General features: G+C 71.4%; 23 protein-coding genes. 20 read left to right on the top strand and 3 right to left on the bottom strand.

The window, feature by feature from the left end; translation table 11 throughout:
• Positions 1 to 129: 129 nt before the first annotated feature.
• The gene (locus tag EV186_RS17870) at positions 130 to 540 is read left to right on the top strand and encodes a DUF3040 domain-containing protein (RefSeq protein WP_133850468.1); all 411 of its coding nucleotides are present in this window, start codon (positions 130 to 132) and stop codon (positions 538 to 540) included.
• Between the two features lie 187 nt (positions 541 to 727).
• Here EV186_RS17870 and EV186_RS17865 read toward each other — a convergent pair whose 3' ends face one another.
• The 3 genes from EV186_RS17865 to EV186_RS17855 are packed head-to-tail and all read right to left on the bottom strand — an operon-like array spanning position 728 to position 5720.
• Positions 728 to 3154 (bottom strand): transglutaminase TgpA family protein, encoded by a 2427-nt coding sequence (locus tag EV186_RS17865; RefSeq protein WP_243754119.1) that lies wholly within the window; start codon positions 3152 to 3154, stop codon positions 728 to 730.
• 41 nt (positions 3155 to 3195) lie between these two features.
• Positions 3196 to 4455, bottom strand: a complete 1260-nt coding sequence (locus tag EV186_RS17860) for a DUF58 domain-containing protein (RefSeq protein WP_133850467.1) — start codon at positions 4453 to 4455, stop codon at positions 3196 to 3198.
• A complete protein-coding gene (locus EV186_RS17855) occupies positions 4455 to 5720 on the bottom strand; it encodes an AAA family ATPase (RefSeq protein ID WP_243754118.1) in 1266 nt (421 codons plus the stop codon). Before EV186_RS17855 ends, EV186_RS17860 begins: the two co-directional genes overlap by 1 nt.
• Before the next feature lie 390 nt (positions 5721 to 6110).
• On the opposite strand from EV186_RS17855, the gene mraZ reads away from it, so the two are divergent.
• The 19 genes from mraZ (at position 6111) to wag31 (ending at position 26344) form a co-directional block, all read left to right on the top strand.
• Positions 6111 to 6542, top strand: coding sequence for a division/cell wall cluster transcriptional repressor MraZ (mraZ, locus tag EV186_RS17850; protein WP_133851318.1), 432 nt, complete (start codon positions 6111 to 6113; stop codon positions 6540 to 6542).
• 172 nt (positions 6543 to 6714) lie between these two features.
• Positions 6715 to 7665 (top strand): 16S rRNA (cytosine(1402)-N(4))-methyltransferase RsmH, encoded by a 951-nt coding sequence (rsmH, locus tag EV186_RS17845; protein ID WP_166659280.1) that lies wholly within the window; start codon positions 6715 to 6717, stop codon positions 7663 to 7665.
• Positions 7665 to 8408, top strand: a complete 744-nt coding sequence (ftsL, locus tag EV186_RS17840; protein ID WP_133850465.1) for a cell division protein FtsL — start codon at positions 7665 to 7667, stop codon at positions 8406 to 8408. Before rsmH ends, ftsL begins: the two co-directional genes overlap by 1 nt.
• A gap of 179 nt (positions 8409 to 8587) precedes the next feature.
• Positions 8588 to 10387 (top strand): peptidoglycan D,D-transpeptidase FtsI family protein, encoded by a 1800-nt coding sequence (locus tag EV186_RS17835; protein ID WP_243754117.1) that lies wholly within the window; start codon positions 8588 to 8590, stop codon positions 10385 to 10387.
• A gap of 206 nt (positions 10388 to 10593) precedes the next feature.
• Entirely contained in the window at positions 10594 to 12147 is a 1554-nt protein-coding gene (locus EV186_RS17830) for a UDP-N-acetylmuramoyl-L-alanyl-D-glutamate--2,6-diaminopimelate ligase (RefSeq protein WP_243754116.1), read from the top strand.
• Positions 12144 to 13613: a UDP-N-acetylmuramoyl-tripeptide--D-alanyl-D-alanine ligase gene (locus tag EV186_RS17825; protein ID WP_133850462.1), complete on the top strand. Its 1470-nt coding sequence runs from the start codon at positions 12144 to 12146 to the stop codon at positions 13611 to 13613. Before EV186_RS17830 ends, EV186_RS17825 begins: the two co-directional genes overlap by 4 nt.
• Complete coding sequence (gene mraY, locus EV186_RS17820; protein WP_133850461.1) at positions 13610 to 14695, top strand: phospho-N-acetylmuramoyl-pentapeptide-transferase; 1086 nt, start codon at positions 13610 to 13612, stop codon at positions 14693 to 14695. Before EV186_RS17825 ends, mraY begins: the two co-directional genes overlap by 4 nt.
• 1 nt (position 14696) lies before the next feature.
• The gene (gene murD / locus EV186_RS17815) at positions 14697 to 16079 is read left to right on the top strand and encodes a UDP-N-acetylmuramoyl-L-alanine--D-glutamate ligase (protein ID WP_133850460.1); all 1383 of its coding nucleotides are present in this window, start codon (positions 14697 to 14699) and stop codon (positions 16077 to 16079) included.
• Positions 16079 to 17581, top strand: coding sequence for a putative lipid II flippase FtsW (gene ftsW, locus EV186_RS17810; RefSeq protein ID WP_243754115.1), 1503 nt, complete (start codon positions 16079 to 16081; stop codon positions 17579 to 17581). Before murD ends, ftsW begins: the two co-directional genes overlap by 1 nt.
• Positions 17582 to 17616: 35 nt before the next feature.
• Complete coding sequence (gene murG, locus EV186_RS17805) at positions 17617 to 18687, top strand: undecaprenyldiphospho-muramoylpentapeptide beta-N-acetylglucosaminyltransferase (RefSeq protein ID WP_133850459.1); 1071 nt, start codon at positions 17617 to 17619, stop codon at positions 18685 to 18687.
• On the top strand, positions 18684 to 20111 hold the full coding sequence (gene murC, locus EV186_RS17800; RefSeq protein WP_133850458.1) for a UDP-N-acetylmuramate--L-alanine ligase: 1428 nt from the start codon (positions 18684 to 18686) through the stop codon (positions 20109 to 20111). The genes murG and murC overlap by 4 nt, the downstream gene beginning before the upstream one ends.
• A complete protein-coding gene (locus EV186_RS17795; RefSeq protein ID WP_133850457.1) occupies positions 20111 to 20851 on the top strand; it encodes a cell division protein FtsQ/DivIB in 741 nt (246 codons plus the stop codon). The genes murC and EV186_RS17795 overlap by 1 nt, the downstream gene beginning before the upstream one ends.
• 43 nt (positions 20852 to 20894) lie before the next feature.
• Positions 20895 to 21401, top strand: coding sequence for a DinB family protein (locus EV186_RS17790; protein WP_133850456.1), 507 nt, complete (start codon positions 20895 to 20897; stop codon positions 21399 to 21401).
• Between the two features lie 177 nt (positions 21402 to 21578).
• On the top strand, positions 21579 to 22967 hold the full coding sequence (gene ftsZ / locus EV186_RS17785) for a cell division protein FtsZ (RefSeq protein ID WP_133851316.1): 1389 nt from the start codon (positions 21579 to 21581) through the stop codon (positions 22965 to 22967).
• 9 nt (positions 22968 to 22976) lie between these two features.
• On the top strand, positions 22977 to 23693 hold the full coding sequence (gene pgeF, locus EV186_RS17780; protein WP_133850455.1) for a peptidoglycan editing factor PgeF: 717 nt from the start codon (positions 22977 to 22979) through the stop codon (positions 23691 to 23693).
• A complete protein-coding gene (locus EV186_RS17775) occupies positions 23690 to 24418 on the top strand; it encodes a YggS family pyridoxal phosphate-dependent enzyme (RefSeq protein ID WP_133850454.1) in 729 nt (242 codons plus the stop codon). Before pgeF ends, EV186_RS17775 begins: the two co-directional genes overlap by 4 nt.
• A gap of 98 nt (positions 24419 to 24516) precedes the next feature.
• Positions 24517 to 25158: a cell division protein SepF gene (locus EV186_RS17770; protein WP_133850453.1), complete on the top strand. Its 642-nt coding sequence runs from the start codon at positions 24517 to 24519 to the stop codon at positions 25156 to 25158.
• Positions 25159 to 25177: 19 nt separating this feature from the next.
• Entirely contained in the window at positions 25178 to 25462 is a 285-nt protein-coding gene (locus EV186_RS17765) for a YggT family protein (protein WP_133850452.1), read from the top strand.
• A gap of 42 nt (positions 25463 to 25504) precedes the next feature.
• Positions 25505 to 26344 (top strand): DivIVA-like cell division protein Wag31, encoded by an 840-nt coding sequence (gene wag31 / locus EV186_RS17760; RefSeq protein ID WP_133850451.1) that lies wholly within the window; start codon positions 25505 to 25507, stop codon positions 26342 to 26344.
• Positions 26345 to 26408: the final 64 nt, after the last annotated feature.

Below are 26408 nucleotides of genomic sequence, written 5' to 3'. Positions count from 1 at the left end.
ATGGATCGGGTAGTGGCGGAGCCCTCAGGCTCGTAGACTTGGACGTGACACCCTGAGGTCGGGGTGCCCGCCGGGTTCGGCGGCAACGAAAACACCCGGCGCCCGAACCGCTGTGCCGGAGGAGGAACGATGCCACTCTCCGAGCACGAGCAGCGCCTGCTCGACCAGATCGAGCGTGCTCTCTACGCCGAGGACCCCAAGTTCGCGTCCACTGTCCGTGGTGCGCGCCTGCGCAGGCCGTCGCGACGGCGCAGGGTGCAGGGCATTGCCTTGTTCGTCCTCGGTGTGGCGCTGCTGTTGCTGGGTGTGATGTTCCCGCTCATCAAGCTGGCAAGTGTGCCAGTGGTGAGCGTGCTCGGTTTCCTGGTCATGTTCTTCGGTGCCGTGATCACGTGGACGTCCATGCGCCACGGCGACGCGGCCGAGAGCGAGGCCGAGGGCCCGTCGGGTTCAGGTACGCCGGGCGACAAGAAGCGCCAGGGCGGGTTCTCCCAGCGTATGGAGGACCGGTTCCGCCGCAGGTTCGACGAAGACCGCTAGACGAGTTTGGAAGCAAGGCCCGTAGCGCGATGGCGCTACGGGCCTTTGTTCTGTCGAGGGGACTCACCCCGCTCGAGTGTGGGACGCACTCGACCCGAGTATGGGACTCACCCCGCTTGAGTGTGGGACACGCCTGACCCGGGTGTGGGACACACCCGACGCGGGTGTGGGACACGCCTGGGTCAGATCAGATACCTCGGCGGCGCAGGACCGACCGCGGCAGCATCTTGGCCTTGAAGGCCAGGGGTGCGTTCCTGCGCATACTCGTCCGCACTTCCTCCAGCGCCTTGACCAACTCCGGGTCCGGCGTGCCGTCGCCGTACCAGGAGCGCTCCAGGACGTTGACCATGGTGCGCATGCCCTGCTTGCCGTCCTCGTCGAGGTTGTGCTCGCGGACCAGCCGTCGCGCCGCCGATCGGACGGTGTCGGCCTGCTGCACCGGCAAACCGCGGTCGACGGACTCGGCCAGCAGTTCCGCCCAGGCGGCGTCAGCGGCGTCGCGCCCGCTGCCGGCCACCCGGTGCAGCCGGGCTCGGCGACGCCAATCCCGTACGGCCCTTGGGGTTGCGAGCGCCACGATGATCACGGCCAGGGCCGACAGCCACCACGACACGATGGCCAGCGCGAAGACCAGCGCCAGCGTCCACACCACGTAGGCCGCGACGGTCAGCGCGGTGCGCAGCCGGGCCGACGAAGGCTTGCGCTTGCCGATCAGCCACGCCGACGCGGTGACGATCAGGGCGCCCAGCACCAGGACCGCCGCCACCCACGCCGTCCAGCCCAGGCTGACGCCGGAGTCCTGCTGGTCGGTCGAGCCGGTCGTCGACTGGGCCGCGTTGGTCGGGTCCTCCGGAAGGGGCTCCTCGGCCTTCGGTGCCTTGTCGTCGTTGGTGTTGGTGGTGCTGGTGCTGGTGTCGTCCGGGCCGCCGGTGTCGGTCGAGTTGGCGTACGCCGGGGTGTAGGCGCGACCGTCCGAGAGCGGCGTCGGGTCGAAGGTGATCCAGCCGCGGCCGGGGAAGAAGACCTCGACCCACGCGTGCGCGTCGGTCGTGGTGATCGAGCGGTAGTCGCCCTGCGGGAAGCCCGCCGTGTAGCCGAGCGCGACCCGCGACGGGATGCCCGCCTGGCGCAGCAGCACGGCCATCGACGACGCGTATTGCTCGCAGTAGCCGGCCTTGGAGCGGAACACGAAGTCCGCGAGCGCGGTCGCGTCCGAGCCCTGGCTGGTCTCCGTGCGGTAGACGAAACCGTTGCTCGGGTCGAAGTAGTTCTTGATCGCGAGCACCTTGTCCAGCTCGGTCGACTTGCCCGAGGTCAGCCGGTTCGCCAGCGTCGTGATCTGCGGGTCGACGTCGGCGCGCTGCAGGTAGTGCGGGTCGAGGCCGTCGTAGTTCGAGCCCGCCGCGCGCAGCTCGGCCGCCGACGGCTCGCTCATGTCGGCTTCCTCGATGTACGCAGGCATCTTCTGCGCCTTCTCCGAGTACACCATCGACGTGGTCGGGTCGTAGCGGATGCCTTGGGGCAGCTGGGAGATCTGGTGCGGCGTGCCGTACACCGGCACCCAGTAGTCGACCGAGTTGATCGGTTCGACCTCGATCGCCGACAGCGTCGCGTCGGTCGGGTCGACGCCCGGGGCCGGTGGCAGTTCGCCGTCGGCGGGCACGCCCTGCGGCATCTCCGTGGGCGGCTTCCAGCCGCCGTTGCGGTCGTAGGTGGTGAGCGTGACCGCGCGCAGGTACCGGTCGTCCTGACCGAGCCCGCGGACCCGGAAGAGCTCGGTGTTGCCCTCGTGGGTGAGCATGCCGCGCAACGACGTGAACGGCTTGATGCCCAGCGCCGTGCCCGCGCCGTCGCCGCCGTCACCGTTGCCCGGCAACTGGCCGATCGTGCCGACCATCGTGATCCCGGCGCCCGCGAGCAACGCGAGCAGCAACGCGACGCCGGTCAGCGCCGCCGGTGAGGCCGCGCCCGCGGTGCCCGTGGCCGTCCCGGCCGCCCGGTTGCGGCCGAGGCGGTGGCGGTGCGTGCCGTCCACGGCCAGCAGCAACGCGAACGACGCGGCGCCCAGCATGAACGACCACCACGGCAGCATGGTCTCCGACAGCGAGGCGGGCACCGCGTAGACGCACAGCAGCACCAGCCCGCAGGCCGCCGGGGCGGCCGCCGCGACCGCGAGGGTGTCCACCAGGACCGCGACCAGGCCGATCGCGATCACCACCAGGCACATGATCGGCGTGGTGGCGGGCACCGGCGGCACGCCGACCTTCACGATCTCCGCCGAGTCGTGCAACACGCCACCGAGGTCGTGCAGGGACGACGGCCCGGGGAAGAGCCCGAGGATGCCGCTGTTGGTGAAGAGCACCACGAGCAGGCACAGCACCGCGAACATCTGCGCGATGCCGACGACCAGCGTGTGCACGCGCAGCCCGCGCAGCAGCAGGCCGAGGCCGCTCACGACGACGACCGCGAGCAGCGAGAAACCGAGCCAGCGGGAGCCGACGATGATCCCGGACAGGGCCGTCGACGCGCAGAGCGTGGTCAGCGCGGCCACCATCGGGGTGGTCATGGTCGACCACTGCGCCGCGGCCGGTTCGGTCTTCGTGGTGCTCGTCACGGGGCCGCCTCCATGCGGTGTCGTGCGAAAGCGGTTGTGCGCTAAGGCATTCCGGCGATCATCGCGCCGGAGTGCTGCGACGTGGTGTGGCACAACGCCGACCAGATGGTGTTCATCGGGGTGTCCGGCCGGGCGACCATGACGCCCCAGCCCGCGCCGCGCAGCAGCGTTGCGGACCGGTCGGGGTGGTGGGCGGGGTTGGTGTCGCCCCAGCCGCGCGGGTCGAGCAGCACCGCGAGGCTGCGCGCGCTGCGCGGCCGGTGGCGGATCATCTCACCGAGGTCCTCCGGGGTGGTGACGCCGAGGACCGCGACCAGTTCCTGGCCGTGGGCCGGGTCGAACGTGCAGCTCAGCTCGCGCCGCTGCGTGCTCTGCAACGCGGCCAGCGCGTCCAGCACGACGTGTTCGCTGTGCATGCCCTCGCTGACCTCGCTGGTCAGCGAGGCGCCGCTCTCGGTCACCAGCCGGATGCGGTGGCCGTGGCGGTGCAGGTGCAGGCACGCCGACGCGGCGAAGGACACCGCCCACTCCAGGCTCGCGGTCACGCCGCTGCCGCGGTGCGCGTTGGCCCGGTGGTCGAGCATGACCGTGGTGCCACCGCGCCACGGCCGTTCCTCGACCCGCACCATCATCTCGTCGTGGCGCGCGGTCGAGCGCCAGTGCACCTTGCGCAGGTCGTCGCCCTGGCGGTACTGCCGCACGATGGCGTCGTCCTCGCCCTGGCCGTTGTGCAGGCGCACCGAGCCGTCCTCGCCCGAGCCCAGCCCGGACCCGCCGGGCACGCCGGTGAGCGGGTAGACCTTCGGCACCACGACCATCCGGGTCACGCCGGCGAGTTCCTTGTCGAACTCGGTCAGCCCGAACGGGTCGGTCACGGTCACGCGCAGCGGGCCGACCTGGTGGATGCCGCGCAGCGCGGGCTGCAGCGGATACCGCAGCTGCACGCCGCCGTGGCGGGGCAGGTGCTCCACGACGAACCGCGGCTTGCCGCCCAGCGCGTAGGGCACGCCGTCCTGCAGCAGCAGCCCGCCGGTCGGCAGCCGGCCCGCGCTCTGCACGGTCAGGGCCACCTCGGCGCGGGCGCCGACCGCCACCCGCGGCGGCAGGATCTGCCGCTGCGCGAGCAGCCGCACCCGGCTGGCCGAGGTCACCCACGCGACCAGCACCGGCAACGCGATCACGAAGACAGCTACGCGCAGCAGGTCGCGTTCGTTCAACACGAACGAGCACAGCGCCGCGGCGATCCCGGCGGCCAGCAGGCAGCGACCGCGGGTGGTGAGGCCGGACAGCGCCCCGCGCATCAGCGTGGCCCGGGTTGCGCGGCGGTGTTGCCCGCGACCCACTGCGCCGACGGGTCGCCCGCGCCGTGCGGGATGGCGATGCGTTGCAGCAGGGCCCGGATCAGTTCGGCGGGCTGGCGCCGGGCGGCCTGCGCCTCGGCGGTGAGCACGAGCCGGTGGGCGAGCACCGGCACGGCGACGGCCTGGATGTCGTCGGGCACCACGAAGTCGCGGCCGGACAGCGCCGCCTGCGCCCGCGCGGCCTGCACCAGGTGCAGCGTCGACCGCGGGGAGGCGCCGATCCGGATCTCGGGCAGCCGCCGGGTCGCGGTGACCAGTTCGACCGCGTAGCGCCGCACCTCCTGGGCCATCAGCACGCCACGCACCGCGGCCACCAGCCGCTGCACCTGCGCGCCGTCCGACACCGGCTGCAGCTCGCTCATCGGGTCACGCCCGGCGTGCCCGTCGACCATGGCGAGCTCGGCGGCCGGGTCGGGGTAGCCGATCGACACGCGCGCGGTGAACCGGTCGCGCTGCGCCTCGGGCAGGGCGTAGGTGCCCTCCATCTCGATCGGGTTCTGGGTGGCGATGACCATGAACGGCGACTGCAGCAGGTAGGTGTTGCCGTCGACGGTGACCTGGTGCTCCTCCATGCACTCCAGCAGCGCGGACTGCGTCTTGGGGGAGGCGCGGTTGATCTCGTCGCCGACCACGATGTTGGCGAATACCGGACCAGGCCGGAATTCGAACTCGTTGTTCTGCCGGTTGAAGATCGAGACGCCGGTGACGTCGCTGGGCAGCAGGTCCGGGGTGAACTGCAGGCGCGAGACCGAGCAGTCGATGGACCGGGCCAGCGCCTTGGCCAGCGAGGTCTTGCCGACCCCGGGCACGTCCTCGACCAGCAGGTGACCCTCGGCGAGCAGGGTGACCAGCGCGATCCGGATCACCTCGGGCTTGCCGACCAGCACCCGTTCCACGTTCGCGGAGATCCGCGCCGCGGTGGCGTGCAGTTCGTCGAGGCCGTCGGCGCGGTACCCACCGGACTGCGCGTTCTGGGTGGTCGGCTCCACCGGCAGCACGGGCTGCAGCGGGGCCGGCTGGTGGGCGTTGGCGATCACCGGCTGTGCCGCGTTCGGCGACACGACCTGGTGCTGTCCGGTCTGCTGACCCGGGGCGGCGGCGAATTGCCCAGACTGCCCGGGGTAGCCGTTGCCGCTCTGGCCGCCATAGGGATTGCCTGGTGGCGCGGTAGGCGGGGTACTAGACGACAACTCGTCCTCCTGCATGTGTGGCCTGCTGGCGCACAGCCTGCCTCATCGGCGGGTGCGTCGAGCACGGAATGCCTGTTTCTCAGCCTGGCACGAATCGTGTCAAGCCTGCGCGAACGCAGGCGGCCACATCCGTCCCCACTTCTCCCCACATTGTGCGGGCGCGAAGCTTCGGTGGACCGCCTACGGATGGGATTGACTCCGTTCGGCCCTTGGGCCCGCGGGTGCCCCACCACCACCCCCCACTTCGCCCCCACCCGTTTCACCTGCACAAACGTCCTTAATCGCGCCGCGCGGCGCGCGCGTTTCGTGTTGACGGTGGTGAAAAGTGGGGTAGTGTGGTGGACAGTGGGGCAGCAGGGAGTCCCACGACCGGTCCGCCAACGGGTCGGTGGGGAGGTGGGTGCCGTGTTTCTCGGCACGCACACGCCCAAACTCGACGACAAGGGGCGGCTCACGCTGCCGGCCAAGTTCCGCGACGCCCTCGCGGGCGGGCTCATGGTCACGAAGGGGCAGGACCACTGCCTCTACGTGTTCCCCCGGGCCGAGTTCGAGGAAATGGCCAAGAAGGTCGCCGCGGCGCCCTTCACCAACGAGGCGGTACGCGCCTACCAGCGGTACCTGTTCGCCGGAACCGACGAGCAGCGACCCGATGGCCAGGGGCGGATCGCGATCGCACCGGAGTTGCGGCGCTACGCCGCGCTGACCAAGGAGTGCGTGGTCATCGGTGCGATCACCCGGCTGGAGATCTGGGACTCGCAGGCGTGGCAGAGCTACCTCGACGAGCACGAGGACAGCTATTCGCAAGGTCAGGAGGAGGCCCTTCCCGGGATCTTCTGACCACGCGGGAGCAGCACATCGGGTGTCGTGAGGCCTCGGTCCGCTCGACTCTCGACCCTGGCGCACCTTCCCCGGCGCCAGGTTCGACGGGCGGGCGGGGACCTGGCGGCACCCGATTTTTTTATCGGCCCGATTTGGTCGGCGCAGTTGGTCCGCAGGGAGGGGGTCCGTGATGCAACCGACGCATGTTCCGGTGTTGCTGGACCGCGTCCTCGACCTGCTCGCCCCCGCGCTGGACAAGCCGGGCGCGATCCTGGTCGACGCGACCCTCGGTCTCGGCGGTCACGCCGACGCGTTGCTCTCCGCCCACCCCGAGCTGCGGCTCGTCGGCCTCGACCGCGACCCCGCGGCGCTGGCCCGCTCCGGCGAGCGCCTGGCCAAGCACGGCGACCGGGTGCACCTGGTGCACGCGGTCTACGACAAGCTGCCCGAGGCGCTCGACGACCTCGACATCGACGGCGTGCACGGCATCCTGTTCGACCTCGGCGTCTCCTCGATGCAGCTGGACGTGGCCGAGCGCGGCTTCGCCTACCGCGCGGACGCGGCCCTGGACATGCGGATGGACCCGACCACGGGGCAGACCGCGGCCGACGTGCTGAACACGTACTCGGTCGCCGACCTGACCCGGATCCTGCGCGAGTACGGCGAGGAGCGCTTCGCCCAGCGCATCGCCAAGGCGATCGTCGCCGAACGCGAGAAGGAGCCGTTCACCACCAGTGGCCGGCTGGTCGAGCTGATCTACGCGAACGTGCCCGCGGCGACGCGGCGCACCGGCGGGCACCCGGCCAAGCGCACGTTCCAGGCGCTGCGCATCGAGGTCAACGCCGAACTGGACGTGCTGACCGACGCCATCCCCGCGGCCCTGGCCGCGTTGGTGGTCGGCGGCCGGATCGTCGTGGAGGCCTACCAGTCCCTGGAGGACCGGATCGTCAAGCGGGCGTTCGCCGAACTGGCGCGCTCGCGCACCCCGCAGGGCGTGCCCGTGGAACTCCCCGGGCACGCCCCGCAGCTTCGCCTGCTCACCAGGGGGGCCGAGCAGGCGGACGAGGAAGAGAAGGAGCGCAACCCGCGGGCCGCGTCGGTGCGGCTGCGGGCGGCGGAGCGGATCAGGGAGGCTGCGTGATGACGGCACCGGCACGTACTGACAAGAAGCGCGCCGCCGGCGCCGCAGCCAAGACTGGTGCCGCCAAGAACGGTGCCGCGGCCAAGGCCGGCGCCACCACGGTCGAGCAGCCGGAACGGCTGGCGCCCGCCGAGCGGCCGCGCCGCACCCGGTCGGCGGCGGCCGAGCGCGCCTACGCCCGGCGCGCGCAGCGTGAAGGCCGCCGCGACGGCGGTCCCCGCGTGCGCACCCGGCCGGGCACCGAGCCGGTGCGCGAGGCCCGTGCGGAGTCGCGGCCCAGGCGTCAGCCGGTGCCGCGCAAGCAGGCGTCCACGGCGACGTTCGTGGTGCTGGTGATCAGCATGCTGCTGGTCGGTGTCGCGACCACGCTGTGGCTCTCGACGCAGGCGATCGCCGACTCCTACAAGCTCGACGACGCCAAGAAGGGCGTTGCCGCGCTGTCGGAGCAGGCCGAGCAGTTGCAGCGCGAGGTGACCAGCATGGACTCGGCGTCCGCGCTGGCGAAGCGGGCGCAGGAGCTGGGCATGGTGCCCAGCGGCGACCCGGCATACCTGGTGGTCGGGCCGGACGGCAAGGTCCGCATGGTCGGCGACCCCAAGAAGGCCGAGGCGCCCAAGCCGCCGAAGACCACCACGCCGACCAGCACCAGCACGCCCCCGCCGGCCGGTCACGACGCGGCCGGTCACGACGCGGACAGCCACGGTGGTGCTCAGGCCGACCAGCACGGGCAGGACCACGGCTGATGCCGGCGGGACGGGTGCCCGGCCGCAAGCCGGGTGGTGGCGGGCTCCCGCCGCGCGTTCCCCGCACGGAACCGCGCGGCGGTCGGCCGCGCCCGCCTGCCCGCCGCCCGGCGCCACCGCGGCGGTCGGGGCCACGGCGGGTCCGGCGTCGCCCGGCACGGGCGGATCACCGCATCCGCGTGCGGGTGGTGCGCATCCTGCTGGTGATCGGGTTGATCGCGACCGGCGTGAAGCTGGTGCAGGTGCAGGCGTTCGAGGCGCCCGCGTTGTCGGCGAAGTCGCAGCGGCAGCGCTCGGCGACCGTCGACGTGCAGGCCGTTCGGGGGTCCATTGTGGATCGCAACGGTTCGCCGCTGGCGTTCAGCGTCGAGGTCCGCACGCTCTCGTACCGGCCGCAGGCCATGCGCAAGCAGTGGGACCAGGCCGCGGCCAAGCACCCCGGCCAGTTCGACAACTACGAGGCCCACTCGGCCAAGCTGGCCCAGCGGATGCAGGACGTGCTCGGTGTCGACGCGCACCAGATGCTGGCCAAGCTGCGGTCCGCGGCGAAGTTCGTGTACCTGGTCAACAACATCGACCCGTCGAAGGCGCGGACGATCACCGACGAGTTCCCCGAGGTCAGCGCCGAGGTGCGCGCGGTGCGCGACTACCCCGGGCACAACCTCGCGTCCAACATCGTCGGCGTCGCGAACTGGCGGATGGACGACCCGGACACCCGCAACCACAACCTGCACGGCCTGTCCGGGCTGGAGAGCTCGCTGGACCTCATGCTCGCCGGCACCCCCGGCCACCAGGTGGTGGACACCGAGGAGGGCGACGACGGCGTGGTCATCCCCGGTACCGTGCGCCAGACGCAGGCCGCGGTGGACGGGTCGGACGTCGTGCTCACCATCGACGGCGACGTGCAGTACTACCTGCAGGAGCACTTGGCCGCCTTCGCCAAGAAGGCCGGTGCGCACAGCGCGAGCGCGGTGATCATGGACGCGCACACCGGCGAGGTCTACGCGCTGGCCAACGACAAGAGCTTCGACCCCAACAAGCCCACCTACGACAACGCGGCCATGGCCAACCCGGCCGTGAGCAACCCGTACGAACCGGGCTCGGTCAACAAGGTCGTCACCGCCCTGGCGTCGATCGAGTACGGCATCACGACCCCGACCGCCGTCCACGAGGTGCCGGGCCAGATCCAGGTCGCCGACCGCACCGTCCACGACGCCTGGTCGCACGGCCTGCTCCAGATGACGACGACGGGCATCTTCGCGAAGTCGTCCAATGTGGGCACGCTGGAGCTGGCGCAGCGGGTCGGGCCGGACCGGTTCTCGGACATGCTCAAGCGCCTCGGCCTCGGGCAGCGCACGGGCATCGGCCTGCCGGGCGAGTCCCCGGGTTCGGTGCCGCCGCGCAGCCAGTGGTCGGGCAGCACGTTCGGCAACCTGCCGATCGGTCAGGGCTTGTCGATGACCGTGCTGCAGATGGCTTCCATGTACCAGACGGTGGCGAACGACGGGGTGCGCGTGCCGCCGCGGATCATCTCGGCGGAGGTCCGTCCGGACGGCTCGCGGGTGCAAATGCCGCGCCCGCAAGGGATCCGCGTGGTGAAGCCGCAGACGGCGATCACCGTGCGGAACATGTTGCGCGCGGTGACCCAGGGTGCGCCGTACCCGAACTCGGGGACGGCGCCGCAGGCCGCGTTGCCCGGGTACCAGGTCTCCGGGAAGACGGGGACGGCGCAGCAGATCAACCCGGTGACCCACACGTACAGCAATTCCAACTACTGGATCACGTTCGCGGGGATCCTGCCCGCCGACAGCCCGCGGTTCGTGGTGGGCATCGTGCTGGACCGGCCGGTCTACACCAGCCCGGATGGACACTCGGCGGCGCCGCTGTTCCACGACGTGGCATCGTTCCTGGCGCAGAAGTACAACATTCCGTTGTCCAAGACGGAAACCCCGGTCGTCACCCTCCAGCTCCCCAGCTGACCGGGCACCGCTTCTCCAGGTGACCACCACCATGGCGGCCGGGGCTGGTTCGCCGCAGGCGCTCCGGCGCCGCAGGCGAGCCAGCCCGTCAAGAGGCCGCCATGCGCGCGAACGAAGAGAGCGCAATCGGACACAGCACAAGAGGATCACGGCGCGATCACCGGGGGTCGCACGGTCGCCGAGCGTGCGCAGGTAGCCTCTCGCGCGTGCCCGCCAAGCTCGAGGGCAAGGCAGTCACCGCGCCGCCACGCCCGCTCCGGATCGAACCCGTGCCGCTCACCACGCTGGTCGCGCGGGCCGATGCCCAGTTGACCACTCCTGAGGACCTCGACCCGACGTCGGTCGCGCTCACCGGTGCCACGTTGCGTGCCCAGCACGTGCTGCCCGGCGACCTCTTCGCCGCGCTGCCCGGGGCCAACGTGCACGGTGCCGACTTCGCCGCCGGGGCCGTCGCCGCCGGCGCCGCCGCCGTCCTCACCGACGACGCGGGCGCCCGCAAGCTCGCCGGCCTCGCCGTCCCGGTGATCGTGCACCCGGACCCGCGCGGCGTCCTCGGCCCGCTCGCCTCCTGGATCTACGGCGAGCCGTCGCGCAACCTCGACATGATCGGGGTGACCGGCACGTCCGGCAAGACGACGACGGCCTACCTGATCGAGTCCGGGCTCCGGGCCGCCGGGCGCACCACCGGGCTCATCGGCACCGTCGAGACGCGGATCGCGGGCAGCCGCATCTCCAGCGCGTTCACCACGCCGGAGGCCCCTGACCTGCAGGCGCTGCTCGCCGTGATGGTCGAGCGCGGGGTCACCCACGTGCCGATGGAGGTCTCCAGCCACGCGCTGGCGCTGGGCCGGGTGGCGGGCACGCGGTACGCGGTCGGCGCGTTCACCAACCTCTCGCAGGACCACCTCGACTTCCACAAGGACATGGAGGACTACTTCGCCGCCAAGTCCATGCTGTTCGACGGCCGGTCGGCCATCGAGGTCGTCTGCACCGACAGCGACTGGGGCAAGCGCCTGGTCCACCCGAACACCATCACGGTGTCCACGACCGGTGACGCCCAGTGGACCGCCACCGGCATCACCGCCTCCCCGACGGGCGAGCAGACCTTCACCCTGCACGGCCCGGACGGCCTGACCATCGAGACCACGTTGCCGCTGCCCGGCACGTTCAACATCGCCAACGCGGCGCTGGCCGCCGCGTGCCTGCACGCGTCCGGTGTGGACGCGGCGGCGATCCGGACCGGACTGTCCGCTGTGGAGGTTCCGGGCCGGATGGAACGCGTGGCCATGGGCCAGGGTTTCACCGCGGTGGTCGACTACTCGCACAAACCGGCCGCCGTCGCGCTCGCGCTCGACGCGATGCGCGCGCAGACCGACGGCCGGCTCATCGTCGTGCTCGGCTGCGGTGGCGACCGCGACCGGGGCAAGCGGCCGATGATGGGCGCCGAGGCCGCGCGGCGCAGCGACGTCCTGATCGTCACCGACGACAACCCGCGCAGCGAGCAACCGGCCGCCATCCGCGCCGAGATGGCCGCCGGCGCCCTGGAACTGCCCGAATCGCAGCGCGGTGAGGTGCTCGACATCGGCGACCGGCGCAAGGCCATCGTCGAGGCCGTGCACCGCGCGCACGACGGCGACATCGTGGTGATCGCGGGCAAGGGCCACGAGACCGGGCAAGAGGTCGCGGGCGTCGTGCACCCGTTCTCCGACCGCGACGAGCTGGCCGCCGCCATCCGCGAGCGCCTGGAGGGAAACGGATGATCCCCCTGACACTGGCCGAGATCGCGCGAGCGGTCGGCGGCACCTTGAGCGACACGGACGGGACGCCGGTGGTCACCGGCTCCGTGGAGTTCGATTCGCGCAAGGTCACCGAGGGCGGGCTCTTCGTGGCCATCCCCGGGGAGCGGGTGGACGGCCACGACTTCGCCGCGGCGGCCATCCGCGACGGCGCCGTCGGCGTGCTCGCAGCCCGCCCCGTCGGCGTGCCGGCGGTCGTGGTCCCGCCCGTATCCGAAGCGCACACCCGCTCGGTCGCCCTCACCGGCGACACCGACGGCTCCGGCGCCGCCGTGCTCGCCGGGCTGGCCGCGCTGGCCCGCACGGTCGTGGACCGGCTGACCGACACCGAGGGTCTCACCGTCGTCGGGGTCACCGGCTCGTCCGGCAAGACCTCGACCAAGGACCTGATCGCGCAGGTGCTCGCCCCGCTGGGCACGACGGTCGCGCCGCCCGGCTCGTTCAACAGCGAGCTCGGCCACCCGTGGACCGCCCTGCGCGCCGACGCCAAGACCGACCACCTCGTGCTGGAGCTCTCCGCGCGCGGGGTCGGGCACATCCGGTCGCTCTGCGAGACCGCACCGCCGCGTATCGGCGTCGTGCTCAACGTCGGCACCGCGCACCTGGGCGAGTTCGGCTCACGCGAGGCGATCGCGCAGACCAAGGGCGAGCTGGTGGAGGCCCTGCCGCTGGACGGGCTCGCGGTGCTCAACGCCGACGACCCGCTGGTCGCCGGGATGGCCACCCGCACCCGGGCCCGGGTCGTGCTGGTCGGCGAGGCCGAGCACGCCGAGATCCGCGCGGTCGAGGTGACGCTGGACGACCAGGCCCGCGCGCGGTTCCGGATGATCACCCCGGTCGGCGAGGCCGACGTCGCGCTCGGCCTGCACGGCCGCCACCACGTGGGCAACGCGTTGTCCGCGGCCGCCGTCGCGCTCGAACTCGGCGCCACCCCGGAACTGGTGGCGCAGTCGCTGTCGGGGGCGAAGCGGGTGTCCGAGCGGCGGATGGACGTCCGCACGACCCCGGACGGCGTGACCGTGGTCAACGATTCGTACAACGCCAACCCCGAGTCCATGCGGGCCGCGCTGTCGACGCTGGCCGCGATGGGCCGCACCGAACCACGCAGGCGCACCTGGGCGGTCCTGGGCGTGATGGGCGAGCTCGGCGACGAAGCCGTTGCCGCCCACGATGAACTCGGCCGCCTGGTCGCGCGTCTCGACATCAACAGGCTCGTGGCGGTTGGCGAGGGACCCGACGTCGCGGCCATCCACCACGGGGCGAGCCGGCCGGGCTCGTCCGGAGAGGAGTCGGTGCTCGTGCCCGACGTCGACGCCGCCGTCGCGTTGCTGCGAGAGCAGTTGCGACCGGGCGACATCGTGCTCGTGAAGGCATCCAAGGTGGCCGCCCTGTGGCGGGTGGCCGAGGCGTTGCTGGGTGACGCCGCGTGAAGAGCATTCTGATCGCGGCTGCCGTCGCGATGATCGTGTCGATCCTGTTCACGCCGTACCTGATCCGGGTGTTCTCCCGGCAGGGTTTCGGCCAGGAGATCCGCGAGGAAGGCCCGCAGGGCCACAAGAGCAAGCGCGGCACGCCGACGATGGGTGGCGTCGCGATCGTGACCGCGATGGTGCTGGGGTACGGCGCCGCGCACCTGATCACCCGGATGACCAACCCGGACGCCGAGCCGCCGTCGGCTTCGGGCCTGCTGGTGCTGTTCCTGGCCGTCGGGCTCGGCCTTGTCGGCTTCCTCGACGACTTCATCAAGATCAAGCAGCAGCGCAACCTCGGGCTGAACAAGACGGCCAAGACCGTCGGGCAGCTGGCCGTGGGCATCGCGTTCGCGGTGCTGGCCGTGCAGTTCGCCGACGAGAACGGGATCACGCCCGCGTCGGTGAACCTGTCGTTCGTCCGTGACGTGGCCTGGGTGTCGTTCGGTCTGGTCGGCTTCGTGGTGTTCTGCTACGTGATCGTCGGCGGCTGGTCGAACGCCGTGAACTTCACCGATGGCCTCGACGGTCTGGCCGCCGGGTCCTCGGCGATGGTGTTCGGCACCTACGTGGTCATCACGTTCTGGCAGTTCCGCTACGACTGCGCGACCGCCGCGTCCTCGGGCTGCTACCACGTGCGTGACCCGCTCGACCTCGCCGTCGTCGCCGCGGCGGCCATGGGTGGCTGCATCGGCTTCCTGTGGTGGAACGCGGCACCGGCCAAGATCTTCATGGGTGACACGGGCTCGCTGGCCCTCGGCGGTCTCGTCGCCGGGCTCTCGATCATGACCCACACCGAGCTGCTGATGATCGTGATCGGCGGCCTGTTCGTGGTCGAGATGGTGTCGGTGGTGCTGCAGATCGCGATCTTCCGGACCACCCGAAAACGGTTCTTCCGCATGGCCCCGTTCCACCACCACTTCGAGCTCGCCGGGTGGGCGGAAACCACGGTGATCATCAGGTTCTGGCTGCTGGCCGGGATCTGCGCGATGTTCGGCCTGGGCCTGTTCTACAGCGAGTGGCTCACGGCCGTCGGGAGCTGACGTGCGATACGACGGCGTGCGGGTGCTGGTCGTCGGGGCGGGCGTGACCGGGAAGTCGGTGACGCCCGCGCTGACTGGGCTCGGCGCGCACGTCACGGTCACCGACGCCGACCCGGCGAAGCTGGCCGCGCTCGAAGCCACGGGCGCGCACCTCGCGGTGGGACTGGACACCCCGCCGGCCGGCACCGCCCTCGTGGTCACCAGCCCCGGCCTGCGCCCGGACCACCCGCTGCTCACCGCGTCCGCCGAGCAGGGCATCGAGGTGATCGGCGACGTCGAGCTGGCCATCCGGATCGCCCTCGACCAGCCGAACCCGCCGCGGTTGCTCGCCGTCACCGGCACCAACGGCAAGACCACCACGGTCACCATGCTCGAGCAGATCCTGCGCGCCGACGGCCTGGACGCGGTCGCGTGCGGCAACGTCGGCCTGCCGGTGATCGACGCGGTCCTCGCGGGCCACGACGTGCTCGCGATGGAGCTCTCCAGCTTCCAGCTGCACTGGCAGAGCTCGCTGCGGGCGCGGGCGGCCGCGGTGCTCAACCTCGCCGAGGACCACCTCGACTGGCACGGCACGTTCGCCGCGTACGCCGCTGACAAGGGCCGGATCTACCACGGCGCCGAGACCCGGATCGCCAACGCCGACGACCCCGCGACCCTCGAGCTCGCCGGACCCGGCGCGATCACGTTCACCCTGGGCACGCCCCGCGTGGGTCAGCTCGGGGTCGTCGAGGATCTGCTGGTCGACCGCGCCTTCGTCGAGGACCCCGTGCACGGCGTCGAGGAGCTCGCCACGCTCGGCGACCTGCACGTCGCGGGCGGGCACAACGTCGCCAACGCGCTGGCCGCCGCCGCGCTGGCCCGCGCGAACGGCGCGAGCGCGGGTGCGGTCAAAGCCGGGCTGACCGCGTTCCGGCCGGGTGCGCACCGAGCGGTGCCGGTCGGCGAGCGGGACGGCGTGCGCTTCGTCGACGACTCCAAGGCCACCAACCCGCACGCGGCCGCCGGGTCGCTCACCGCGCACGATCACGTCGTGTGGATCGCCGGTGGGCTGCTCAAAGGGGCCGAAGTGGACGATCTGGTCGGCGCGGTCGCCGACCGGCTACGCGGCGTGGTGGTGCTGGGCCGCGACGCCGAGGTCTTCACCCGATCACTGGCGCGACACGCGCCGGAGGTCCCCGTCCACCGGCTCGCGCCGGGAGAACATGATCCCATGACGGCAGCGGTGCGCGCGGCCAGCGCGATGGCACGCAAGGGGGATGTGGTGCTGCTGGCACCCGCCGCCGCGTCGATGGACATGTTCGCCAATTACGCCCAGCGGGGAGAGGCCTTCACGGCGGCGGTGCGGGAGCTACTCGCCGACACGGGCAGCCCCGGAGCACGCTGATGACCAGGGCGATGCGGGGCCGGCCCGCGTCGGCCGCCACGAAGTCCGGCACCAAGAAGGCCGAGGAACACCCGCGCGGCCGGGTGGCCGGCGTCAAGTTCGTGCTGACGGCGTGGCTCGGCCGCCCGCTCGCCTCGTTCCACCTGGTGCTGGCGGTGCTGGGCCTGCTCACCGTGCTCGGCCTGACCATGGTGCTGTCGGCCTCGCCCGTGGTGTCGGCGAAGACGCCGGGGTCCACCGTCTACACGGTCTTCATCAAGCAGACGCTTTTCGTCGCGGCCGGCTCCGTGCTGTTCTGGATCGGCCTGCGGGTGCCGCTGCGGGTGATCCGCTCGCTCAGCCCGTACGCGATGCTCGGCACGGTGCTGTCGCTGATGGCGGTGCTGACCCCGCTGGGCGCCAACGTCAACGGCGCGCAGAGCTGGTTCATCGTCGGCCCGCTGTCCATCCAGCCGGTCGAGTTCGCCAAGCTCGCGCTGGCCCTGTGGGGCGCGCACGTGCTGGTGGTCAAGGGCAAGGCGCTGCGCCAGTACCGGCACATGCTGGTGCCCGTGGTGCCGGTCGCCCTGCTGATCTTCGCCCTGGTCATGCTGCAGCCCGACCTCGGCGGCACGGTCACCCTCGGCGTGGTGCTGATCGCGTTGCTGTGGTTCGCCGGCGCGCCGCTGCGCCTGTTCGGCACGATCGCGGCCGGCGGCCTCGCCGGTGTCGTGCTGCTCGCCGTCGGCTCGGGCTACCGCCTGTCGCGCGTGGTGAACTTCCTCAAGCCCGGGGACGTGGAGGGCGCGGCCTTCCAGTCCAACCAGGCGCTCTACGCGCTGGCCGACGGCGGCCTGTTCGGCCAGGGCCTGGGCGAGGGCCGGTCGAAGTGGGAGTACCTGCCCAACGTCCAGAACGACTTCATCTTCGCCCTGATCGGCGAGGAGCTCGGCTTCCTCGGCTGCGTGCTCGTGCTCGGCCTCTTCGCGATGATCGCGGTCGTCGGCATGCGCATCGCCACCCGCAACATCGACCCGTGGATCCGGATGGTGGCCGCCACGCTGACCGTCTGGCTGGTCGCGCAGGCCGCGATCAACATCGGCTACGTGGTCGGGTTGCTGCCGGTCACGGGCATCACGCTGCCCATGATTTCCGCCGGTGGGACGTCGGTCGTGGTGACCATGCTGGTGTTCGGCATCCTCGCGAACTGTGCGCGCCACGAGCCCGAGGCGGTGGCCGCACTACGATCGCAGGGTCCGGGCAAGTTCGGCACGCTGTTGCGGCTGCCCGCGCCGGACCCGTACAACCCGCCGGTGCGGCGCAAGCCCGCCCGGCCGTCGAACCCGCCCCGCGGGGCCGACCGGCCGACGGGGTTGTCCGGGCGGCGCACGGTGCCCGTGGAGTTGCGGCGCGAGCCCCGTCGCGATCCGCGACACGGATCGCGACGTGGCCGAGTCGCCCCGGACAGGACCGCACACGGCCGCGGCGGATACCCCCGCGGGGCAGAAGGAGGACGTCGTTGACCGGGCCAAACACGCCGGTAAACCAAGGACCTTGCGTGGTGGTGGCTGGCGGTGGCACGGCTGGGCACATCGAGCCGGCCCTCGCGCTCGCCGACGCGGTGCGCAGGCTCCGGCCGGACGCCCGGGTGGTGGCGCTGGGCACCGAACGCGGGCTGGAGAAGAACATCATCCCGGCTCGCGGCTACCAGCTGGAGATGATCCCGCCGGTGCCGATGCCGCGCAAACCGAACGTCGACCTGCTGAAGCTGCCGATGAAGGTGCGCGGGGCGATCAAGCAGACCCGTGAGGTGCTCGAGCGGGTCGGTGCGGACGTGGTGGTCGGCTTCGGCGGCTACGTCGCGTTGCCCGCCTACCTCGCCGCGCGCGGGCGGGTGCCGATCGTGGTGCACGACTCCAACGCGCGCGTCGGCCTGGCCAACAAGGTGGGGGCACGGTTCGCCGCGCGGGTCGCGGTGGCCGGCCCCGACTCGGGCCTGCCGAACGCCGAGGTGATCGGCATCCCGCTGCGCCCGTCGATCCTGCAGCTCAACCGGCAGGTGCTGCGCGCGCAGGCCCGCCAGTTCTTCGGGCTGACCCCGAACGTGCCGACGCTGCTGGTCACCGGCGGCTCGCAGGGCGCGCGGTCGATCAACACCGCCGTCTCCGGCGCCGCCACCCAGCTCGCGCACGCGGGCATCGGCGTGCTGCACGCCCACGGCCCCAAGAACACCCTTGTGGTGCAAGAGGTTCCGGGCGCGCCGCGGTACGTGGCCGTGCCCTACGTGGAACGGATGGAGCTCGCCTACGCGGCGGCCGACGTCGTGCTGTGCCGCAGTGGCGCCATGACCGTGGCCGAGGTGTCCGCGGTCGGGCTGCCCGCGATCTTCGTCCCGCTGCCGCACGGCAACGGCGAGCAGGCCCTCAACGCCCAGCCGGTGGTCGACGCCGGTGGCGGCCTGATGATCAACGACGCCGACCTGACCACCGAACGCGTGGTGGACACGGTGATCCCGCTGCTGCGCGACCCGCAGCGCATCGCGTCGATGAGCGCCGCGGCGAGCAACAGCGGCCACCGCGAGGCCGCCGACGTGCTGGCCCGCATGGTCTTGGACGTGATCGGCAAATGAGCACGGCGGTCCAATCCGGCAACGGCGCCACCGAGGCCGACGTGCTGGACCGGGTGCACCTGGTCGGCATCGGCGGCGCCGGGATGAGCGGCATCGCCCGCATCCTGCTCGCCCGCGGCCGCCAGGTGTCCGGGTCGGACGCCAAGGAGTCGCGCGCGCTGTCCGCGTTGCGCGCGCAGGGCGCGAAGATCGCGGTCGGCCAGGCCGCCGCGAACCTCGACCAGCTCGACGACGCGCCGACCGCGGTCGTGGTGTCGACCGCGATCAAGGACACCAATCCGGAACTGGTCGCGGCCCGCGAGCGTGGGCTGACGGTGTTGCACCGCTCGCAGGCGCTGGCCGCGTTGATGGCCGGGCACCGGGTCGCCTGTGTGGCCGGCACCCACGGCAAGACGTCCACCACGTCGATGCTCACCGTCGCGTTGCAGCACTGCGGTCTCGACCCGTCGTTCGCCATCGGCGGCGACCTCAACGAGTCCGGCGCGAACGCCCACCACGGCAGCGGTGACATCTTCGTCGCCGAGGCGGACGAGAGCGACGGCTCGTTCCTGGCGTTCTCGCCGTGGGTCGCGGTGGTGACCAACGTCGAGGCCGACCACCTCGACCACCACGGCTCGGTCGAGGCCTACGTGTCGGTGTTCGACCAGTTCGTCGAGCGGATCGACCGGACCGGGTTGCTGATCGCCTGCGCCGACGACCCGGGTTCCGGCGCGCTTGCCGGCCGGGCCGACGAGGCATTGGTCATGACCCGCCGCTACGGACGGTCCACAACGGACGTTCAGTTGCTCGGGTACGAGCCGAGCGGCGGCGGCGGTTTGGCGCGAATCTCCTTGGATGGCAAGGAAATCGAGCTGCGGGTGGCGGTGCCGGGCGAGCACATGGCGCTCAACGCGATGGGCGCGTTGCTGGCCGGGCTCGCGCTCGGCGCGCCGCTGGACGGCATGCTGGAAGGGATCGCGGCGTTCGGCGGGGTGCGACGGCGGTTCGAGTTCAAGGGCCGCGCCGGTGGCGTTCGCCTCTACGACGACTACGCCCACCACCCGACCGAGGTGGCCGCGCAGTTGCGGGCCGCGCGCGAGGCGGCCGGCGACGGCCGGCTCGTGGTGATCTTCCAGCCGCACCTGTACTCGCGCACGCGGTTGTTCCGCGACGAGTTCGCCGCGGCGCTCGGGCTGGCCGACGAGGTCGTGGTGCTCGACGTGTTCGGCGCCCGCGAGGAGCCCGAGCCGGGCGTGACCGGCGCGATCATCGCCGAGCGGATCCCGCTGCCGGCCGGGCACGTGCACTTCGTCCAGGCCTTCGACAAGGTGCCCGCCCTGGTGGCGGGCATCGCGAAGCCCGGGGACGTGGTGCTGACCATGGGCGCGGGTGACGTGACCATGCTCGGCTCCGAGGTGCTCGCCGCCCTGGGGGGCAACGGCTGATGACCACGACCCAGCGGGAGCGGCCGAGCGGTCGCGTGGCGGCGCAGCGCGGCGGCGCTCGCCCGCCACGGCGCCGGGTGCTCGCCCGCCGCTGGGTCGTGGTGCTGGTCATGCTGGTCGTGACCGCGCTGGTCTACCTGTTGCTGTTCACCCCGGTGCTCGGCGTGCGGTCGGTGGAGGTCAGCGGCAACAAGCTGGTCGCCACCAAGGACATCGTCGCCGCCGCGGCGATCCCCGACGGCACGCCGATGTTCCGTGTGGACACCGACGCCGCCCGCGACCGCGTCGCCCGCCTGCCCCGGGTGGCGAGCGTCGACGTCAGCCGTTCGTGGCCGGCCACCGTGCGGATCACCATCACCGAACGGATTCCGGTCGCACTGGTCAAGGCCGCCGACGGCTACCACGAAATCGACGGCACCGGCGTCGACTTCGCCGTCATCCCCAAGGCGGTGGCCGGGATCCCGGCGCTCGTGGTCGCGCACGCGGCCCCGGACGACGCGCCGACCGTGGCCGCGGTGGCCGTGCTGACGCACATCCCCAAGCAACTCCTCAAGCGCATCAAGACGATCACGCCCCACACCCCGGGCGACGTGCAGCTCGCGCTCAAGGACGGCAAGACCGTGAAGTGGGGCAACGCCGACCAGTCCGAGCGCAAGGCCGCCGTGCTGGCCGCGCTGCTCACCCGGCCCGGCAAGGTCTACAACGTCGCCGCCCCCGACGCCCCGGCCGTCTCGGACTGAAACCCGGGTGCGGCGGCGACCGCCGTCGGCCATGCTCCGCGCCATGACCGAAACGACGACAGCACGCACCGATCCGCCGTTGACCGGCGACGAACGCGCCCAGCTCATGGGCTTCGTGCAGTACTTCCGCCGCACGATCCGGGTGAAGACGGCCGGACTGTCCGAAGAGGACGCGCACCGATCGGTGCTGCCCTCGCCCCTGATGACCGTGGCCGGGCTCGTCTCGCACCTGCGGTGGGTGGAGGCGTTCTGGTTCCGCGTGGTCCTCGACGGCCAGCCCGACGAAGCGCCCTACACCGACGAGGACCCGGACGCCGAGTTCAAGGTCGCCGACCGCACGCTCGCCGACCTGCTCGACGAGTACGACGCCGAATGTTCACGCAGCGACGCGATCGCCGCCGCGCGCCAACTGGACGACGAGGTGCCGTTCCGCAAAGATCGTCGTATCAACCTCAGATGGGTGCTCCTGCACATGGTCGAGGAGACCGGACGCCATGCCGGGCACCTCGACGTCATCAGAGAAATGCTCGACGGCGCGACCGGCGAGTGACGAAGCTTCGCGGCGCCACACGGCGTGGCTGCTGGACCCGGGCACATCCGATGCCTACCGTCCACCAACGAAGCACGGGGTTGACATAACTTTCAGTCTCTGGTTGAGGTTGAGGGTTTCCAGCTCCGGACTCAGACCAGAAATGCCCTTAGCCCGATGAGGAAGGTGGCATCGGCGATGACGCCCCCGCACAATTACCTCGCGGTGATCAAGGTCGTCGGTATCGGCGGCGGCGGTGTCAACGCGGTGAACCGGATGATCGAAGTCGGCCTCAAAGGGGTCGAGTTCATCGCCGTGAACACGGATGCCCAGGCCCTGCTGATGTCCGACGCGGACGTGAAGCTGGACATCGGCCGTGAGCTGACCCGTGGTCTCGGCGCCGGTGCCAACCCCGAGGTGGGCCACCGGGCCGCCGAGGACCACCGCGAAGAGATCGAGGAAGTACTCAAGGGCGCCGACATGGTGTTCGTCACCGCGGGTGAGGGTGGCGGCACCGGCACCGGCGGTGCGCCGGTGGTCGCGTCCATCGCCCGCAAGCTCGGTGCGCTCACCATCGGCGTGGTCACGCGACCGTTCTCCTTCGAGGGCAAGCGCCGCGCGAAGCAGGCCGAGGACGGCATCACCGACCTGCGCAACGAGTGCGACACGCTCATCGTGATCCCCAACGACCGGCTGCTGCAGCTCGGCGACGTCGGCGTCTCGCTGATGGACGCGTTCCGCTCCGCGGACGAGGTGCTGCTCTCCGGTGTCCAGGGCATCACGGACCTGATCACCACCCCCGGTCTGATCAACCTGGACTTCGCCGACGTGAAGTCGGTGATGTCGGGCGCGGGCAGCGCGCTGATGGGCATCGGCTCGGCCCGCGGCGAAGGCCGTGCGGTCCAGGCCGCGCAGAAGGCGATCAACTCGCCGCTGCTCGAGGCGTCCATGGACGGCGCGCACGGCGTCCTGCTGGCCATCGCGGGCGGCTCGGACCTCGGCCTGTTCGAGATCAACGAGTCCGCGTCGCTGGTGCAGGAGTCCGCGCACCCCGAGGCCAACATCATCTTCGGCACGGTGATCGACGACTCGCTCGGCGACGAGGTGCGGGTCACCGTCATCGCCGCCGGGTTCGACGGCGGCATGCCGACCCACAAGAAGCTCGAGCCGCAGGCCGTGGTGTCGCGTGCCTCGGGTTCCACGACCGCGTCGGCGGAGGCCGGGCAGGTCGGCGGTTCGAGCGCGCCGGCCGCGCAGACCACCCAGAACCAGCCCGCGTCGAGCACCCCGCAGTCGTCCCAGTTCGGCCAGTCGTCTCAGTCCGGCCAGTCCGGCCAGTCGTCCCAGACCGGTCAGTCGAGCCAGGCGACCCCACCGGCCCGCCCGGCGACGCCACCGCAGTCGAACTCCTACACACCGAGGGCGACCCCGCAGTCGCAGCCGGCCCAGCCGGCGGCGGAGCGGTACTCGTCCACCCCGCCCTACCAGCAGACAGCGCGGGGCACGCACGGTTCGCTCAACCGCGCGGTGCCGGTCACCGACGACCCCGACGACGAGGTCGACGTGCCGCCGTTCATGCGCAGGTAACCTGCGCACGTGCGTATACGGCGGGTGGTGACCACGCGTGCCGGTGGCCGGTCGGTGGCGCCGTACGACTCCTTCAACCTCGGTGACCACGTCGGCGACGACCCGGATGCCGTTGCCGCCAACCGGGAGCGGCTGACCCGCGAACTCGGGATCGGCAAGGATCGGGTCGTATGGATGGAACAGGTCCACGGCCGGACGGTCCAGGTCGTGGCCGACCCGGTCGACGACCCGCTCGAGGCGACCGACGGCGTCGTCACGGCCACGCCCGGGCTCGCGCTCGCCGTGCTGGTCGCCGACTGCGTGCCCGTGTTGCTCGCCGACCCCGAAGCCGGCGTCGTCGGCGCCGTGCACGCGGGCCGGGTCGGCGCCCGCATCGGCGTGGTGCCCGCCGCGCTCTCGGCGATGGTGGCCGCGGGCGCTTCGGTCGACCGCGTCGAGGTGCTGCTCGGTCCATCCGTGTGCGGTGACTGTTACGAGGTGCCGTCCGCGATGCGCGACGACGTCGAAGCCCACCTGCCGGGCAGCGCGACCAAGACCCGCAAGGGCACGCCGGGCCTCGATCTGCGCGCCGGGCTCTGGCGCCAGCTCGCCGACGCGGGCGTCGCCAAGATCGGTCTCGATCCGCGCTGCACCGTCGAAGATCGCACTCTGTTCAGTCACCGCAGGGAAGGGACCACTGGCCGATTGGCTGCGATCACCTGGATGGATCAGGACGACCGCCGGTGAGCGACAGGTTGGCCGATCTCGCAGACTCGCTCCGGGCTGTCCGGGAGCGGATTTCGGCGGCCTGCGCCGCCCATGATCGCGATCCCGCGCACGTGCGGTTGCTCGCCGTCACCAAGACCTTCCCGGCTTCCGACGCCGCGTTGCTCACCGATCTCGGGCTGACCGAGTTCGGCGAGAACCGCGAACAGGAGGCCTCGGCGAAGGCCGGCGAAGTCGCTTCGCTGCGCCCCGACGTCGCCGTTCGCTGGCACATGGTCGGCCACCTGCAGCGCAACAAAGCCAGGTCGGTGGCGCGCTGGGCGGCCGAGGTCCAGTCGGTCGACTCGGCGCGCCTGGCCGACGCGCTGGCCAAAGCCACCCGCGCCGCCCGCGACGCGGGGGAGCGCGACACCCCGCTGGACGTGTTGGTGCAGGTCAGCATCGATGGCGACCCGGCCCGCGGCGGCTGCCCGATCCCGGAGCTCCCGGCCCTGCTCGACGGGGTAACCCGAACCGGTGAACTGCGCCTGCGCGGCCTGATGACCGTGGCGCCGCTCGGGATGGAACCCGATGCCGCGTTCGACGCGTTTCACCAAGTGGCGCAACGAATTCGCGTCGAACACCCAAATGCGGTCGAGCTTTCCTGCGGGATGAGCAACGATCTTGAAAGCGCCATCGCACACGGTTCCACCTGCGTGCGTGTCGGAACCGCGTTGCTCGGTGGCCGCGGGCTAGCCTCGCCCTAACACGCGAGGGGCTTTGTTTGCCCGCAAGTGTGCACGGGTATTGATCGGGCAATGCCAGTGACCAGGGCAAACGGGCAGGGAGTCGCGGAGGGGACAGCATGAGCGCTTTGCAGAAGCTGAAGGCCTACTTCGGGATGGTCCCGGCCGATGAGCTCGACGACTACGACGGCGAGTACGACGAAGACGGCTACCGCCGCTACCACGACAGCTACCGCGCGGAATACGACGACGATTACGCCTACCAGGGTGGCCGTCGTCGCATCTTCGGCCGCCGCTACGACGACGTCGACGAAGAGGAGTTTCCGCAGGCAGAGCGGCCGCGCAGCGCTCGTCCGGCCTGGGCGACGCCCGTGTCCGGCGACGCGCCGACCCACGGCGCGCTCGCCGTGGAGCCGCGCCGGGAGACCGCGCCGAAGCCGCGCGTGGTGACCGAGGCGGCGCCCAGCCCGTCGGGTTTCCCGCACGGTCGCATCGTCACGCTGCACCCGACCAGCTACAGCGAGGCACGGGTGATCGGCGAGCACTACCGCGACGGCTCGCCGGTGATCATGAACCTGACCGAGATGGACGACCAGGACGCCAAGCGCCTCGTCGACTTCGCGGCAGGCCTGGTCTTCGCCCTGCGCGGCTCGTTCGACAAGGTCACGACCAAGGTGTTCTTGATCTCACCGCCCAACGCGGACCCCACTGCCGAGGACCGGCGGCGGATCGCCGAGGGCGGGTACCACGGCCGCGGTTGAGGCGTGGCAGAGTTGAGGAGTGGAACCGGTCCTGCTCGCCCTCTACTGGGTGTTGTTCGTCCTTTGGCTGCTGCTCGTGGCACGGATGGTGGTCGAACTCGTGCGTTCGTTCGCGCGGGAGTGGCGCCCGGCGGGTGGGGTTGCGGTCACACTCGAGACCATCTACACAGTGACCGACCCACCGGTCCGCCTGGCCCGTCGGCTCATTCCGATGGTCCGGATCGGCGGCGTGGGCCTGGACCTATCGATTATGGTGCTGGTGCTGGTCGTGTACATACTGATGCGACTGGCTTATCCCGGATGACGGGGATCCGGGAGACCAGCCCTGAGTGCGTGAGGTGATCTGATGTCGTTGACCCCTGCTGACGTTCATAACGTTGCGTTCAGCAAGCCTCCTATCGGGAAGCGGGGCTACAACGAGGACGAGGTTGACGCGTTCCTCGACCTGGTCGAGTCCGAACTGGCTCGGCTGATCGAGGAGAACAACGACCTCCGCCAGCAGCTGGAGCAGCTGGACGGCCAGCTCGAGTCGGCGCGTGCCGACCTCGACGAGGCGAGGGCCGCAGGCCCCGTGGCCCCGCCGGCCCGTCCGGTGGAGGAGCCGCGCCGGCTCACCCCGGTGCCGCCGCCGACCGCGTTGGAGCAGACCGCACCCGGTGCCGGACCCGCGGGTGGCGACCACCACGTGCAGGCCGCCAAGGTGCTCGGCCTCGCGCAGGAGATGGCCGACCGGCTCACCGGTGAGGCCAAGTCCGAGGCCGACGGCATGCTGTCCGAGGCGCGGACGAAGTCCGAGCAGTTGCTCTCCGAGGCCCGTGCCAAGTCGGACACGATGGTCAACGAAGCGCGCACCCGCGCCGAGAACATGCTCAACGACGCCCGCACCCGGGCCGAGACGCTGCAGCGCGAAGCCCGCGAGAAGGCCTCGAACCTCGAGCGCGACGCGCAGCGCCAGCACTCGGAGATCATCGGTGCGGTGCAGGCGGAGCGGTCGACGCTGGAGAAGAAGATCGACGAGCTGCGGACCTTCGAGCGCGAGTACCGCACCCGGCTCAAGACGTTCCTGGAGTCGTCCCTGCGTGAGCTGGGCGACCGCGGCTCGGCGGCACCGTCGTCGGAGGGTGGCCGGGCGGCTGGTCAGCAGACCGGTTACTCGTTCGGGGCCCGTGCTGCGGAAGCCGGGTAGTCGAGCCGGTAGCGGGCGACCTGTGCGTGCCGAAAGCGCACGCCGCAGGCTCGACTAGTGCTTG

This window comes from Labedaea rhizosphaerae (assembly GCF_004362825.1).
In the GTDB taxonomy this organism is placed as follows: Bacteria; Actinomycetota; Actinomycetes; order Mycobacteriales; family Pseudonocardiaceae; genus Labedaea; species Labedaea rhizosphaerae.
Note: the sequence above shows the minus strand (reverse complement) of the source record. Positions and strands in the feature narration are given on the sequence as shown.